The sequence below is a fragment of the Janthinobacterium sp. PSRC1-1 genome (genome assembly GCF_049897525.1).
Taxonomy (GTDB): domain Bacteria; phylum Pseudomonadota; class Gammaproteobacteria; order Burkholderiales; family Burkholderiaceae_D; genus Janthinobacterium; species Janthinobacterium tructae.
Genome location: NZ_JAFCWK010000011.1, coordinates 138,650 through 153,158 on the forward strand (window position 1 = coordinate 138,650; position 14,509 = coordinate 153,158).

12 protein-coding genes are annotated in these 14,509 nt (G+C 58.7%); 6 read left to right on the forward strand and 6 right to left on the reverse strand.

Annotated elements, in window-relative coordinates:
- Positions 1–12: 12 nt before the first annotated feature.
- The 6 genes from ACP7DW_RS21920 (at position 13) to ACP7DW_RS21945 (ending at position 8,996) form a co-directional block, all read left to right on the forward strand.
- Complete coding sequence (locus ACP7DW_RS21920; RefSeq protein ID WP_426056582.1) at positions 13–291, forward strand: hypothetical protein; 279 nt, start codon at positions 13–15, stop codon at positions 289–291.
- Positions 263–3,505, forward strand: coding sequence for a zincin-like metallopeptidase domain-containing protein (locus tag ACP7DW_RS21925; RefSeq protein WP_426056581.1), 3,243 nt, complete (start codon positions 263–265; stop codon positions 3,503–3,505). Before ACP7DW_RS21920 ends, ACP7DW_RS21925 begins: the two co-directional genes overlap by 29 nt.
- A gap of 547 nt (positions 3,506–4,052) precedes the next feature.
- Complete coding sequence (locus tag ACP7DW_RS21930) at positions 4,053–5,048, forward strand: hypothetical protein (RefSeq protein WP_426056579.1); 996 nt, start codon at positions 4,053–4,055, stop codon at positions 5,046–5,048.
- A gap of 307 nt (positions 5,049–5,355) precedes the next feature.
- On the forward strand, positions 5,356–6,528 hold the full coding sequence (locus ACP7DW_RS21935) for an ABC-three component system protein (protein WP_426056577.1): 1,173 nt from the start codon (positions 5,356–5,358) through the stop codon (positions 6,526–6,528).
- Positions 6,528–7,034 carry a three component ABC system middle component gene (locus ACP7DW_RS21940; protein ID WP_426056576.1) on the forward strand — a complete coding sequence of 169 codons (507 nt, stop codon included), beginning with the start codon at positions 6,528–6,530 and terminating at the stop codon, positions 7,032–7,034. The genes ACP7DW_RS21935 and ACP7DW_RS21940 overlap by 1 nt, the downstream gene beginning before the upstream one ends.
- Complete coding sequence (locus tag ACP7DW_RS21945; RefSeq protein WP_426056575.1) at positions 7,035–8,996, forward strand: DUF3732 domain-containing protein; 1,962 nt, start codon at positions 7,035–7,037, stop codon at positions 8,994–8,996.
- A gap of 533 nt (positions 8,997–9,529) precedes the next feature.
- Here ACP7DW_RS21945 and ACP7DW_RS21950 read toward each other — a convergent pair.
- Genes ACP7DW_RS21950 through ACP7DW_RS21975 form a run of 6 tightly spaced genes read right to left on the reverse strand, consistent with a single transcriptional unit; the run spans position 9,530 to position 14,508 of the window.
- Entirely contained in the window at positions 9,530–9,976 is a 447-nt protein-coding gene (locus ACP7DW_RS21950) for a conjugal transfer protein TrbN (protein ID WP_426056574.1), read from the reverse strand.
- Positions 9,977–10,011: 35 nt separating this feature from the next.
- A complete protein-coding gene (gene trbL, locus ACP7DW_RS21955) occupies positions 10,012–11,658 on the reverse strand; it encodes a P-type conjugative transfer protein TrbL (protein ID WP_426056573.1) in 1,647 nt (548 codons plus the stop codon).
- 9 nt (positions 11,659–11,667) lie between these two features.
- The gene (gene trbK / locus ACP7DW_RS21960) at positions 11,668–11,877 is read right to left on the reverse strand and encodes an entry exclusion lipoprotein TrbK (protein WP_426056572.1); all 210 of its coding nucleotides are present in this window, start codon (positions 11,875–11,877) and stop codon (positions 11,668–11,670) included.
- A gap of 10 nt (positions 11,878–11,887) precedes the next feature.
- On the reverse strand, positions 11,888–12,649 hold the full coding sequence (trbJ, locus tag ACP7DW_RS21965) for a P-type conjugative transfer protein TrbJ (protein WP_305059332.1): 762 nt from the start codon (positions 12,647–12,649) through the stop codon (positions 11,888–11,890).
- A gap of 18 nt (positions 12,650–12,667) precedes the next feature.
- The gene (locus ACP7DW_RS21970) at positions 12,668–14,020 is read right to left on the reverse strand and encodes a TrbI/VirB10 family protein (protein ID WP_426056571.1); all 1,353 of its coding nucleotides are present in this window, start codon (positions 14,018–14,020) and stop codon (positions 12,668–12,670) included.
- Complete coding sequence (locus ACP7DW_RS21975) at positions 14,017–14,508, reverse strand: conjugal transfer protein TrbH (RefSeq protein ID WP_426056570.1); 492 nt, start codon at positions 14,506–14,508, stop codon at positions 14,017–14,019. Before ACP7DW_RS21975 ends, ACP7DW_RS21970 begins: the two co-directional genes overlap by 4 nt.
- Position 14,509 lies beyond the last annotated feature (1 nt).

The following is a 14,509-nucleotide window of genomic DNA, read 5'->3' on the forward strand; positions in this document are numbered from 1 at the left end:
AGGAGGAAAACGATGAAGAATGAGAATGCACGAGACAGGCAGACCGGTGGCGCGATGGCCGAAGAACAGGCCATGGCTGCCATCCTGCGCGAGAAGCTGGGCGACGCCGCCATACCTGGCAGCCGGGCCGAGTTTGCGCCGGATGAAGCCGAACAGGCCGGCTCCTTTGCCGAGGATGCCGTGGATGAACACGATGCGGCGGCAGGCGTCATTGACCTGGCCGATGCCAGCGCGCCGCTGCCCCTGACAGGGAGCACGAACCATGAACGACCTGCCCAAGTCACTGATTGAAACGATCGCCGAGAAGCTGGTGGCGCAGCTCAGGGAAGGGACGGCGCCCTGGCAAAAGCCATGGAAGCCGGGCGAGCCGGGAGTGTTCCTGCCATTCAATCCCACCACGGGCAAGCGCTACAAGGGCATCAACGCCCTGCACCTGATGAGCGAAGGCCATGAAGACCAGCGCTGGATGACCTACAAGCAGGCTGCTTCCGCCGGTGCGCAGGTGCGCCAGGGAGAGAAGGGCACGCCCATCCAGTACTGGAAATTCAGCGAGGAGCAGGGCCAGACGGATGCCGACGGCAAGCCGGTGCTGGGCAGCGACGGCCGCCAGGCGCGGCAGTCTGTCAGGCTGGAGCGGCCGCAGATGTTTTTTTCCACGGTGTTCAACGCGTCGCAGATCGACGGCCTGGCGCCGCTGGCGCCACGGCCTCCTGCTGCCTGGGCGCCGGCCGAGCGGGCGGAGCGGATACTGCAGGCATCGGGTGCCACCATCGAGCATGGTGGTCGCGAGGGCCGCGACAGCGCGTTCTACCGGCCGTCCACCGACACCATCCACCTGCCGGGCAAGGAGCAGTTCCCCACGGCGGACAATTACTATGCGACGGCGCTGCATGAACTCGGGCACTGGACCGGGCACGCCAGCCGGCTGGGCCGCGACCTTGGCCATCCCTTCGGCAGCGAGGAATATGCGCGGGAAGAGCTGCGGGCGGAAATCGCCAGCATGCTGCTGGGCGACGAGCTGGGCATCGGCCACGATCCCGGCCAGCACGCGGCCTATGTCGGATCATGGATACGCGCGCTGCAGTCCGATCCGCTGGAGATTTTCCGCGCCGCGTCCGGGGCCGAGAAGATCCAGGCCTATGTGCTGGGGCTGGAACAGGTGCAGGCGCTGGGGCAGGCTGCGTCGCCGCAGCAGGCGCCTGTTGCAGAGGATGCTGCCAGTTTCACTGTCAGGGAGCGGGTGGGCGGCAAGGACCTGTTTTCGCAGTCCTTCGCCACGCTGGACGAAGCGGCACGCTGCTACGTGACAAAGTCGCAGGCCGCCAACCGCAGCATGGAGGCGGCAGACGGGCGGCAACTCGCCGGCGTCGCGTGGGGGCCGGATGGCGATTTCGCATGCGAGCGCTTTGCATCGCCGGAAGTGTCGCAGGCCGTGGCAGAGGCCCAGGAACAGCACTGGAAGGGGTTCGACGCCGCCAAGGTGGAGAAGCGCACGGAAGTGGAGGAAGGGGAGGCCATCGTGAAGGTCGATATGGAAAATGCAGACGACAGCGACGTGGTTCTGGCGCGGCTGCAGGTAGTGCGCGGTAGTGGCAGCGAAGCCGGTGCCGTGCTGGACGCCGCCGCCATGCGGCACCTGGGCTTTACCTTGCCGCACGACTGGAACGGCCGCGTGATGGTGCAGGGCATGGCCACTGGCGAGGTGGATGGGGAGCAGCAGGAGGCATCGGCCGATCAGCTTGGCCTCAGGCCGGAATTCTGGAGCGTCTACGCGCAGCAGGCCGATGGCCGCCACCAGTGGCTGGTCGACCGTGGCACCCAGCGCGAAGCGGCGCAGCTGGCGGGCAGGCTGGCGCTGATCGACGCGCACTCCGAAACGGATGAGCGCGAGAAGGCCGTGAAACTGGCCCGCCTACATGAAGAGCGCGTGCGGCGGGATCCCGCCAGCGCCGCGGAAGACCTGGTTGCGGCACGCGAAGCGCGCAAGAGCGCGGAACTGGCTGCCGTCACCGGCAGCGCGGACCTGCAGCGCCGGGTGGCGCAGCTTGAACAGGGCAGCGGCCAGGCCGCACTTGGCGCCGGCGTGCTGCTTGCCGTGCCGTTCAGGGAAAAGGAAGAAGCCAAGGCCCTGGGTGCGCGCTGGGACAGGGCGGCGCAAGCGTGGATGGCACCGCCTGGGGCCGATTCCGCCGTGTTCGGGAAGTGGCACCGGCAACCCGCAGCCGAGGGGGCTGGCGGACAGGAGTCGCGAGACGGTACGCCAGCCGCCCCGCGCCAGCCGCGCCAGTACCTGGCCGTGCCCTACGGCGAACGCAAGCTGGCCAAGGCGGCCGGCGCGGCATGGGACAAGGTGGCGAAGTCCTGGTACGCGGGAGCGAAGGCGAACATGGCGCGGTTGGCACGCTGGATGCCCGGCAAGACAGGTCCCCAGCAAGGGCCCGCCATGACGGCGCGGGAAGAGTTTGCCGATGCGCTGCGCAGCATGCGCTGCGTGGTGAGCGGCGAGCACCCCCTGATGGATGGACAGAAGCACCGGATCACCGTGGAGGGCGAAAAGCACAGCGAGCATTCCGGCTCCGGCTTTTATGTCGCCCACCTGGATGGCCATCCGGCAGGCCATATCAAGAACAACAAGACGGGAGAGGCGATGGACTGGAAATACAAGGGCTATGCGCTGGACCCGGAACAGAAGGCCCGGCTGCAGGCCGAAGCGGCCACCAGGCTGCAGGAACGCCAGGCCGCCCAGGCGCAGCTGCAGGAGGAGGCGGCGAGCCGCGTCGTGCGGCAGATGGCCAGCCTGCTGCCGATGGCGGAACCGACGCCGTACCTGGTGTCGAAGGGGCTACTGCCTACCACGGGTATTTTTACCGACACGGCAGGCAAGACCAGCTACATTCCGGCCACCGACGCCGATGGCAAGCAATGGAGCATGCAGTACATCGGCGAGGATGGCAGCAAGCGCTTTGCGCGCGACAGCCGCAAGACCGGCTGCTTCCACGCCGTCGGCGGCCTGGAGGCGCTGGCCCGTGCGCCTGCGCTGGTCATTGCGGAAGGCTATGCGACCGCCGCCAGCATGTCCAAGTCACTCGGCTTTGCCACCGTCGCCGCCTTCGACTCGGGCAACCTGCCACTGGTGGCGAAGGCGTTGCACGGCCGGTTTCCGGGCAAGCCGGTGATCATCGCCGGGGACAACGACCAGCACTTGGAAGCGACCCAGGGCATCAATCCCGGCAAGGCCAAGGCGCAGGAAGCGGCCCGGCTGACTGGCGGCCGCGTGCTGCTGCCCGTCTTCGCTCCGGGCGAGCAGGCGGCCGATCCGAAGGGATACACCGACTTCAATGACTTGGCCAGCAAGAGCCGGCTGGGCATGGAAGGCCTGGACCGACAGGTGCGGCCAGCCGTGCAGTCTGAAATTGAAAGCCGGCAGGCCAATGCCAATCAGGATGCCTTGTCTCTTGCGCGGGAACCGCTGCAGCGCCGGTTGGCCAGGTCGGGACCGCAGTGACAGCATGCGGTTTGCAGCCCATGCTGACGGTAGCAGGAAACAGGAAACAGGAAACGATTGAACGGAGGTCCAAAATGAATGTCTTGCCGATCAAGGCCGCGCCGCTGGTTCTTCATGCAGGCGGCGCGCGCAGCCATCCGGATCTGCCATTTTTTGACGATGGAGATCTTCAGTCATGGGCCAATTGGCTGCGATCGCATCGCTTGGAGGTGATGCGTGTATGGATGGAGGACGATGCACGAGCTAGAGATAATTACGTGAGGTACCTGTCTGGTGACTACGCTGGAGCACTTGCAGCATGGCATCCTGTGTCACCTAATGATGATATAAACTGGTTTATTCTGGCTGTTTTCTATAGTGGGAATGGCCCTTGTACATACTTTGCAAGGGGTATCCCATAAGTGCATTCTAAAATGCAGGTTCTGCAGTGTATTTTCATATAACAGTGAATGTTGTTTTATTTTTGTTTAGTTATTTAAGTGAAATACACCTGTGCTTGATGTTAAAAGAATAAACTTTAAATTTTCTTCTCCATGTTGAACGTCCTATGAAATTGCTTATTCATCCAAGTTTTCCATCTAATTTCATGTATTTTGAAAATTCCACCGCGGCTTGGTCATCTACACATTGGACCACGATTGGTAGAAGTGACGCGACAGATGTGGAAGTTTTTGAGTACGCATCGTTTTACGAACTAGTAGTAATTTGTGCTGATATTGGATTGCGGAGAATAGTATTTTCATTGCCCGCGGGATGCGCACGCGTTCTTCAGATACGAGGAGTGGGGGTGGAGTTGGATTTCACTTCCTTGAGCAGGGATGTTATGGGGGCTCTTCTGCAGATGAAAGGCGAACTGGAGTTGGGGGCAGTGGTGACGTTGACGTTTAGCCAAGTCGGAAAAAGTCTTCGGGCACTACCGTTCGGTAGACGTGCTGAAATTTCGGAAACGACCGAAGGGTCTGTGTTTGTCAGTGATGGATTTCTACCTGAAAGCTTGATGCAGCGAGCGGAATGGCCTGAGGCAGTACGATCCCTGGGTAATCTTTGTATACGTATCAATCGACTGTCGTTAATGCGATTGGGTGATGTCAAAGTGGGTGCATTCGATGCACACGCTGCGTTGTGTCTTTTACTTTTTTCCCAAGCTACAACTGGCTTTGAAGCAGCATGCTTACTTGCAGGAACTGGGATGGAGGGGGAGGCAAGAGCGCAAGCGAGGAATTGTCTTGAAGCCGCGATCATATGTTATGCCCATGCTTTCAAGCCGGAACTTGATATTGTGAAGAAGCTCGACGCTGGGTACAGACGTCACTACGTTACTTGGTTGAAGGCACTTAAGGATAATATAGGGCTTTGCGAAGGTGAGCCGCTGGAAGAACAAATCAGCGAAATTATTGCAACTGCCGCCGATTCTGGTGGAGCTTCGATTAATTTGGAACAGCTCTGTATAGCGCCATTTTTGATTTGTGATGGGCGAAGATCGTCAGCTTCACCCCAGCGCGTTCAAGTCGCAAGAAAAATATGCGCGCCACCAAGTATATGAGTGCAATGGCGTTACGTCTACGGAGCCTACATGTCTACCGTTTGATATCGCGCAACCTTATTAGCATGCAGCTCGATTTTAGATGCTATTGCAGACTGTTCTTTTTCTCAAAAACTAGCTATAACGCATTTCCATTAGTCAATATTGGATATTGTCGTATATACTTTTATAGATAATTATGTTGATTGTTGGTCGCTTCGGCCAGTTACTCAGTACCCTGTCTTGCAATGGGAACATCCACTTACGTGTCGTCGGACTGTTCATTGTTTGTTTTCTGCGGACGCATGGGGCTTAAGAAGGGATGAACTTGAATAAGTCGAAGTTGGCAAAGTCTAAACACAATGCGCCAGGCCAGTACTTAGGATTTGCGCTTCAACCGCTCAGAATGTTTTATCACCTTTTGACCGCACCGAAGGATGCATGCGTGTCCATGGAGTTAGTTGACGACGTTGCCGTGCATTACGCAAATGGCGAGATGTTGGTGGAGCAGACAAAGAGCGCTCTATCCCACAATCCTTTATCGAACTGGGCGGTTGACCTTTGGAAAACGATCGCGAACTGGATTGATGATATCGATGCCGGTCGTCTAAATGTGGAGAGTACGGTATTCCAGCTTTATGTTACCCCCGCGCACGAGGGCCAATTTAGTTCCTCGATTTCCAAGGCGAGCACTCGCGAAGATGTGGCAGCGGTTGTCGCGTCGGTCTCTGCGAGCCTTGCCGCCGCCCCACCCGCAGATGACTGCCTGAAGCACGTACAAAAGTTTCTGAGCTTTGCCGAGGACATAAGGTGGAAGTTCGTGAGGCGGATTCAGATTGCGTCGACGGATCGAGATCCAGTTGAGGCGTTGTGCCGGCTGCTAATAGCGACGACAGATGAAAATTTGCACGAACTGCTTTGTGCAACTGGCATTGGACTCGCTAAGGAACGTGCTGATTCGCTGATAAGGCAGCGGAAGCCTGCGAAGATTGAATGTGGTGAGTTCCAACGGGAGTTCAGAGCGCTCGCCCGCAAGAGTAATACGCCTGCCTATATTCATTCCATGTCGCCAGTCCCTGATCCCACAGAGGTGAATGCACTCCTTCTCAGTAGGCCTGATTTTGTAGCCCAACTTGACTTTGTGGGCGCGCAAGAGTCTCAGAAACTACGGGCAGTTAGCGACTTCTTACGTACCAAATCCGACAAGGTAAAGTGGGCTGACGACGGATTGGTATTCAAGGGAAGCTTCGATGAGTTGGATGACGATCTGCTTAGGGAGCACGAATCAATCGAGTCGTTGGTCAGTGACGAGCACTCAGGCAAAGATGAAGCCACACGAGGAAGAATGGTTTATGTCCGTTGTACCTCATTGAAGCCACCCGTCGAAGGAAAACTTGTTCCCCAACATTTTACTCCTGGTAGCTTTAACGCGTTAGCCGACTCCCGACGCCTGGGATGGCATCCTCGATATACAGAATTATTTTTGAAAGACGAAGAGTGATGAACGAAGGATTTCTGGAGTATCCCAATGAGATTGAGATGGTACAAAATCCAGTTATTGGGGCATATGCGATATGGCGGTTTATCCAGGCTTATCAAAACCGCGAAGGTATCGCTCCGTCGTTCGCTCTGGCGTTCTTAATTCTTCCCATTGTGCTCCATAAGGCGACTCGCGATGTAGCTAATTCTACCCAAAAGGCATCAGGTTTAGCGTTGTTCGCTGGGAAGCTTGGAGAGGTGCGCGAAAATCTCTTCGCGATCCATAACAGGGCGTTGGAATACCGTGCACTTACTTTGGAGTCGATTGCACTAGGTGAACAAGCTGGATTGTTTTTGATTGACGCCAACGCTGCCACAATGGCCGCGCTCAATTCAGATGGACAAGCAAGCATCCCAAAGCTACCGGTCAAAATTAAATGGCTGTTGCCAGTCAGCGAGAAGCTTGGCGACTGGTTCTCTGCACTGACAGATGAGCAGGTCTTACGAACTCTTTGCGTGGAATTCTAAATGTATTTTCAGATAAAAAAAGTGATTCTTTGGCCTAAGAAAAATGGCGAAAAACCGCGCGTGCTCCCTTTCGAAACAGGTAAGGTTAATGTTATTAGCGGCCGCTCGAAAACTGGCAAGTCTGCGGTGATTCCAATCATCGACTATTGCTTGGCAGCCGATAAATGTGCGATACCTGTTGGCGTCATACGTGAGAAGTGTGCTTGGTTTGGTGTGGTAATCGATACGGTTGAGGGCGAGAAGCTTTTAGCACGACGTGAGCCGGGCAAGCAACAAAGCACGGGTGATATGTTCGTCCTAGAAGGAGCGCAGGTAACTATCCCGGATGAAATAGTGCAGAAAAACAGTAATGTTGACTATGTGAAGTCGACATTAAATCGCCTCTCCGGCCTGTCCAATCTAGAGTTTGAACCCGGTGGAACTGATAGCTTCAAGTCCCGCCCTAGCTTTCGAGATCTGGTCGCCTTTACTTTCCAACCACAGAACATTGTCGCCAATCCGGATGTGCTGTTTTTTAAGGCAGATACGAGCGAGCATCGAGAGAAGCTGAAAACAATCTTTCCGTATGTCTTAGGTGCAATTACTCCGCAGCTGCTGCAGGCGCGCCATGAGCTTGAACAGTTGCAACGAGGCCTTCGGCGTAAGGAGGGTGAGCTGCGTACGCGGCAAGCGGCAGGAGCTCAATGGCAACGTGACGGTCAAGGATGGCTTCGACAGGCGATTGAGTACGGTCTGTTACCTGCGGAAACGGCAATCCCCAAAGAGTGGCATCCCACTCTTGAGCTGTTACGAGCGGTTTTACGCGCCGAGCCTACGGCAGGTGAAGAAACAATTGGGGCGATGGATGTAGCCTTGGCGCGTCTGAAAGAACTACGTGTCCAAGAGACTGACCTTACCGCTGAACATAACATCAACAAGGAACGTAGAGTTGAACTGCAACAGTTAGAAGACAGCACTGCTGCATATGCCGATTCACTAAAAATCCAACGAGATCGGTTATCCCTTTCAAAGTGGATTCGCGGTCTGGTAGCTGATCGCGACAACACTATATTTGAGCAGAGCGAAGAAGGGCGTTCCCGTCTCAACAATTTGTGTACGGCCCTGGATGCAACGGAGATGCGGTTGCGGTCGCATCCGCGAGCGGTCGAGAGTCTTGGGCGTGAGACGTTAAGGCAGCGCGAGGCAACCAAAGAAATTTTGTCGAAGCTGAAGGCTGTCCAAAAGGAAATCGAGGCCATTGAGGAACGATCAAAAATTGGTAAGCAGATTGCATTGCGGCGGGAGCGTAATGCAAGGTTCTTGGGGAGGTTGGAGGAGTCGGTGCGTCTGTTCGAAACGCAAGAGCCGTCATCCGACCTCAGTAAAGAGATTGCTAGCGTCAGGGGCCGTGTAGAGCAGCTTCAACGTCTTGTCGAGGAAAGCTTGATTCGTGCTAAACAAGAGCGGGCATTGGAAAAAGTTGAGGGTTTTGCTGCCAAGCTTATTCCTCAGCTCGACGGCGAGTGGCCCGAGGCGCCAATTAAGCTTATTGTTAAGGACTTGACGATTAAAGTTACGCGAGATGGCCGTGATGATTTTTTGTGGGAGATTGGTAGCGGAGCGAACTGGCTTGCCTATCATGTGGCAGTAACGCTTGCCCTTCAAGGACTGTTCCTTAACGAGCGTAATCACCCCGTTCCAGGAATGCTTATCTACGACCAGCCTAGCCAAGTTTATTTCCCCACACGTCGGGCGTTACCGGCAAATGAGAAAGCCGAATCGGATCATAAGTTTAAAGATGAGGATTTGGAGGCAATCCGAAAAGTGTTCAGACTATTTAGTAAGGTAGTGAGTAAAAAACAGACGGACTTGCAGATTATTGTTCTAGACCATGCCGATGAGGATGTATGGGGCGAACTGCCGAACATCCACCTAGTAGAAGAGTGGCGCGGAAAGGCGTTAGTGCCACTTGATTGGGAGTGATGGCTTTTTTTTGCGCGGGATTAGCCTGGCAAGCCGATCATAGCAGCAGTCGCACCAGCAACATTGTTATCGTCGCCGAGTTGACTTGGCCCTCCTGGCGCAGCTGGACGTGGCCCACGCTGAGCACGATAACCCCGGTACGCCGCTGGTGACCGGTGCTCTTGCGGGCTGGGTTTCGAGCACTGTGACTGCCACTATTTGGCTTGGAGCATTGGGGCAGGTAAGCGCCTCGTCACGGAAACGATTGCGTCAATTGAACAACTGATTAGTGTTGATCTTGAGCTCACGGGCGATCTGCGAGACGGAGGTGCCATCGACCTGCCCACGTGGCACAGCGGCACGCTTGAATGTGACGGCGATACGGCTTGCGTTTCGCCCTGGTTGTAACTGCTTGAATTATTGTGTCCATAAATAAATTTGTGGACACAATCAGTTTGTGCCCCAAATTTAATCATGTCATCGTGTGGTGCTTGAGGATAGACGGCGGTGGGCAGACGCTTACGAATCACTGATCCGCTTGGATTCATGGCGATTCACTTGAGGATGGTAAGCGGCACGAAAGGGATGTTGCATTCTAGCCAATGTTCCCATTTATCTCCTTTTTTGATCAGATCTGTCCGATAGGGTAAATTGTATTGGATTGTGCGCGAATGGTAGTTCGCTGCTCTGGCCCACAAATTTCCTTTATCGTGCAGCAAATGCTGCCTCAGCCGCCATGCTGCTAGATCATAGGGATAGCAACCTTTCATCGCCACATGGGCTGGAACGATTCCATGCTTTCTGAGCTCACGGAGATAGGCGGAGTTGAATTGCATCGGACCGATGTCATAAGTACCGTTCTTGTTAGCGATGATCATGCCTGGCTTGCCACCTTCCTTCTCGGCGATTGCCAGCATAATATTGGCGGGCACCTGGTATTTGATTGCGGCCGTGATCGAGCACACGATGCGCTCCTGCTGCAGGGGAGGGAGGTCGAGCATGCTGTTTCTCCTTTGTTCCGTTGGGGCGTACAGAGCTATTCGGGCTTGCGGTCGCGGAATGCCGCCACCTCCGCTGTTGGATCTGCGGAAGTGCTCTCCCCGGCGGAGAGGCTGCCGTCTTCCATTGCTGATGCGCCGGTATCCTGCACTCCAGCCTGATCTCGAGACTTGATGGCGGCAGCAATCTGGCCGCCGATGGTTTTGCCTACGCGCCCACCGGCCGCAGCAAGACCTTGTTTGATCTTTGCCTTGCCGACATCCCAGCTTCCCTGCGCCAGATTGCCCGCCGTGCCTGCCGCAATCCTGCCCGTTTTCGCCGCCAGTGCGGCTGCGGCGGCCGGGCTACCCATGCCGGGCGCCGTTTTTGCTGCACGTTGGCCCGTTTTGCTTTCGCTGCCAGCGTTGGCTGGTCCGTTTGCACTTTGCTGATTGGCGGGTGAGGCGGGAGGCTGCGATTGCTGTGGTGCGCTGCCTGCTGGCTGTGTTTCTGCGCTACCACTTCCAGCGTCGGCACTGCTGCTTGCCGCCTGTGCAGTGTCGCCCATGGCTGCGGCGAGCGCGCCGGTGCCGGTGCCTGGATCGGCTCCTGTTCCACCGCCGCTTCCGGCCGAGGTCATGAAGTCGCGAGTACCGCTTCCTGCGCTTTCTGCAGCATTTGCCTTGGAGACGGCCGCCATCAGCGCCTGAACCCCTCCGGCAATGTTTGCCGTACCCGCGACAGCTGCGGCACCGGCGGTTGCTGCGGCCGTCGCGGCCATGGCGGCTGCACCCAGTGCCGTTCCTGCGCCGAAGCCGCTGCCAAGTGCGCCGGTGCCACCACCCATTGCCAGCCCACCTACCAGCGACGGGACTTTGTTGACCAGGGCGAGCAAAACGATGGCGACAACCATGATGACTGCCAGTTCATTCATCTTGTAGGCAGAACTCATATTGTTATAAAACTGGTCGATGAATGACTTCCCTATGCCGACGAGTAGTACCATCGTAAAGAGCTGTGCGCCAATGCTCAGCACGGTTTTGTAGTAGTTGATGGCCATGTCTGATGTCCAGCGCGAACCGCCAAAGCCTAGAAAGAAGATGCCTGCATAGGCCAGTATCCACCCGCTGATCAGGAGCAGCAGCATGTTCACGCCGATCAGGGCAAGTGAAATGAGCGTGATCAGGCTGATTGTTACGCCGACGGCGCTGCTTAACGGGGACCAGAGCGATGATTTTTCGAGGACATTGGCGAAGAGCCCGAATCCGATGTCAACGATACCTGATGGGGATAGGCCCGCACCGGTACCAGCGGCGCCGGCTCCTATCGCGCGCATCGAGTCGATGATGGACGTTGCAAAGCTTGGGCCATTGCGCAGCAGCCACCAGTAGAAACCTGTAAAAATGGTGAAGCGCACGAACTCGGCAAAGAACTCGCCGATATCGGATTTTCGCAAGGCCATCATGCCAAACGTCCAGACCATGCTGATGGTCGCCAGGGTCCAGAACAGGCGCGTGGCATGTGTTGTGATCGTCGCCGCCCATGTCGCTGCAATGGCAGAGTACCGAGCAAGGACGTTGTCCAGCACACCTGTGTTGTCGATCTCTGCCCTGGCCGTGCAGGACAGCAGTGCCAGGCACAGCAGGAGCGCGGCACAAAGTGCTACCTTAATGAATGGGCTGGCTGCCGGAGGATTGGCTTTCATCAGAATGCCTCACCATTCACGCTTGGGGCTTGGGCGGAAGGTATTGCGCCGCACGCAGAGGTCCGTGAACTGGCTGCGCGCCGTCCGGTCCTTGATCTTCGCGATCGCCTCCGGCTCGCAGTTCTCTGCCGTCACGGGCGGCAGGGAGTCCGCGGGATCGCCAGGGGTGCAGGCCGCCAGCTGGATTAATACGGCGAACAGTATGATTGACTGGCGCATGGCTGCCTCCCTACCAGCCGCGCGCGGGGCTGGGACGATAGGTGTTGCTGAGCACTACTTCGTCGGAGGCGCGCTGCATCGCCTCGCGGTCGGCCAGGCTCTGGTAGCGCGTGGCGATGACGTTTTGCTGGGAAATCAGCAGGCCGCGTATCTGCAGCAGTTGCGTGGCTTGCTGGCTGGCCAGCTGGTTGGCGTAGCCGATGGCCTGCATCTGGCCGCTGGCGCCTTGCGCCGCCGCCTGCAGTTTCATCAACTGGCGCGCGTCCGCCTCCATGGCGTCCTGCTGGCGGTCGAGTCCCCGGAAGAGGGCGTCGGTCGAACGTTTTTGGGCGTCCGAGCCAAGGCGCTGGGCGTCGCTCATCGCATTCCACTCGGCTTGCGTGCAGCCGCGCACCGAGAAGCAAGGCGATCCGCGGTAGTCGCTGGCGCTGCGGTACTTGCGCAGATAGGCGTCAATGCTGCCCAGGCTGCTCTTGTAGTAGCCGAGGGTATCGATTTCGCGCCGTAGCAGGTTCATGGTCTGGCTGGCCTGGTCCCAGATGAAGGCGGGCGGCGCGGCGGTATTTTGCAGCATGTTCTGGTACTGCTGCAGCTGCGTGCGGTACTGCTGGATCTGCTTGAGCGTATGCGCCACGTTTTCCAGGGCGCTCACGCTGTTCTGCGACAGGTTGCTGGCATCGATGACCGGCAGCCCCGCACGTGCCGGCTGCACGGCAATCGGAATGCAGAGCACCATGCCCGCCATGATTTTAGCCGCTAAAGATTTGTCCATGATTGCTGCTCCTTGCCGTCAGTAGTCGAATGCCTTGTAGGGGCGGGAAAAGGTCAGGTCCTTGGTGACGATCACGTTGAAGCGGTAGCCGGGCCGGATTTCCAGCGTAGGTGCGACGTTCATGTTCCGGGCGATCAGCTGGGCCGTCACCTGCCCAAGCTGCTGCCCCAGCGCCTCGCTCATGGCGCTGCTGGCGCTCTGGCGCGTGCCCAGGCTCAGTGTCTGCGGCTGGCTCATGGCGATGCCCGCCGTGATGCCTGACATCAGGAAGGCCGAGGAAAACAGGCGGAAGTAGTGGTTGTTGACCTGGTCGCGGAAGCCCGCATAGCCGGCGCTGTCCGCGCCGGGCATGCTGCCGATGTCCATGGCCTTGCCATCGGGGAAGACGATGCGCTGCCACGCGACCAGCACGCGCGACTGGCCATAGGCGATGTCGCTCGAGTACTGGCCCACCAGGCGCGAGCCCTGCGGGATCAGCCGCCATTTGCCCGTCGCGGTGTCGAACACGTCCTGGCTGACCTGGGCGACGATCTGGCCCGGCAGGTCGGAATTGACGCCGGAAATGAGGACGGCTGGGACGATGAAGCCGGCGCGCAGTTCGTACGGCGAGCGGGGCGCTTCCGCACGGGAGTCTAGACGCCAGCGGTCGCCCTGGCCCTGTACGTCGAACTGGCGGTAGTCCTTGCCGCCCGCCGCCGGTTCGGCTGGCGGCACTGGCCGGGACGCTGTGTCTCCCAGGCTTGCGGCCTGCAGCTGCTGCAGCCGGGCCAGGTAGGCAGCTGCAGGATTGTCGCGGCCCTGCGCATCGGCCTGCTGCTGCAGCGCCGCCATTTGCGTCAGGGCTTCCTCTCTGCTGAGCGGGACGCCGCCAGGCGCGGAACCCGCGCTGCGCGGAGCAGCGGCCTGCACCGTGGTGCGCGAGCGGACCGCTTCGTCGAGCTGGCGCAGTTTGTCCATGCGGCTGCGCTCGCGTTCCTCCATGCCGCGCTGCTCTTCCAGCGGCAGCGCACCGCCGGGCGGCCGCGGCGGTGCTTCGAGGTCATCGGGGCGCGCCACGATGATGGCGCCGGGCGGGGGGATCTCTGGCATTGGCGGGGCCGCGGCCTTTGCAGGCGCGACGAAGCCGTCCTTTTCGCTGCCCGCGATCTCGCTGGCGAACATGCTGGTGCTGCCTGCCTTGGCTTCCAGCTCGTCTGCCGGGCGGTTCTGCTGCGCCGAGCGGTCCCAGGCTACCAGGGCCATCACCAGCAGGAAGATACCCATGGCGCCGCCAACCACGTAGACGGGCAGGTTGTTGACCCTGCGCACGCCGGTTTTCCTGCGGACGCTGCCGGGCGAGGCATCCGGCGACATGTCCTCATCGCTGCTCATGGCGCAGCCTCTCTGCGTATCCACACGCTGGCCGGCCGCGCCGCGCCGCCTAGTAGCAGGTAGGCGCGCGTTAGTGATTCGCCGCCCGCATACAGGGTCAGGCGAATCAGATCTGGCTCGGCAGCCATGTCCAGCACGTAGCGCAGCGCGGTGGCGCCGGCTGCCGATGGCAGCGGCGGTGCGGCGTCCGGCGGCTGGTTGCTGAACTCCCCGATGGCGTAGCCCTGCGACCGCAGCCGCTCCAGCAGTTCCCTGCCGAAGCCGTCCTGCGCCGCGTGCTGCAGCGCAAAGCGCGTGCGGGCAGGCGGATAACTGGCGATGAGCCGCGTGGCAGCGTCGGCGGCGATGCCGTTTTCCTGCGCTGGCACCGGCGCGGCCAGCAGGTTGCCGTAGGCGGGCGCGTCAGCCATGCGGTTTGCGGCGCAGCCCGCAAGGCAGGCCAGCAGGAGGTGTGTAAAAATCAGGCGTCCAAGCATCAGGGCGTGCATG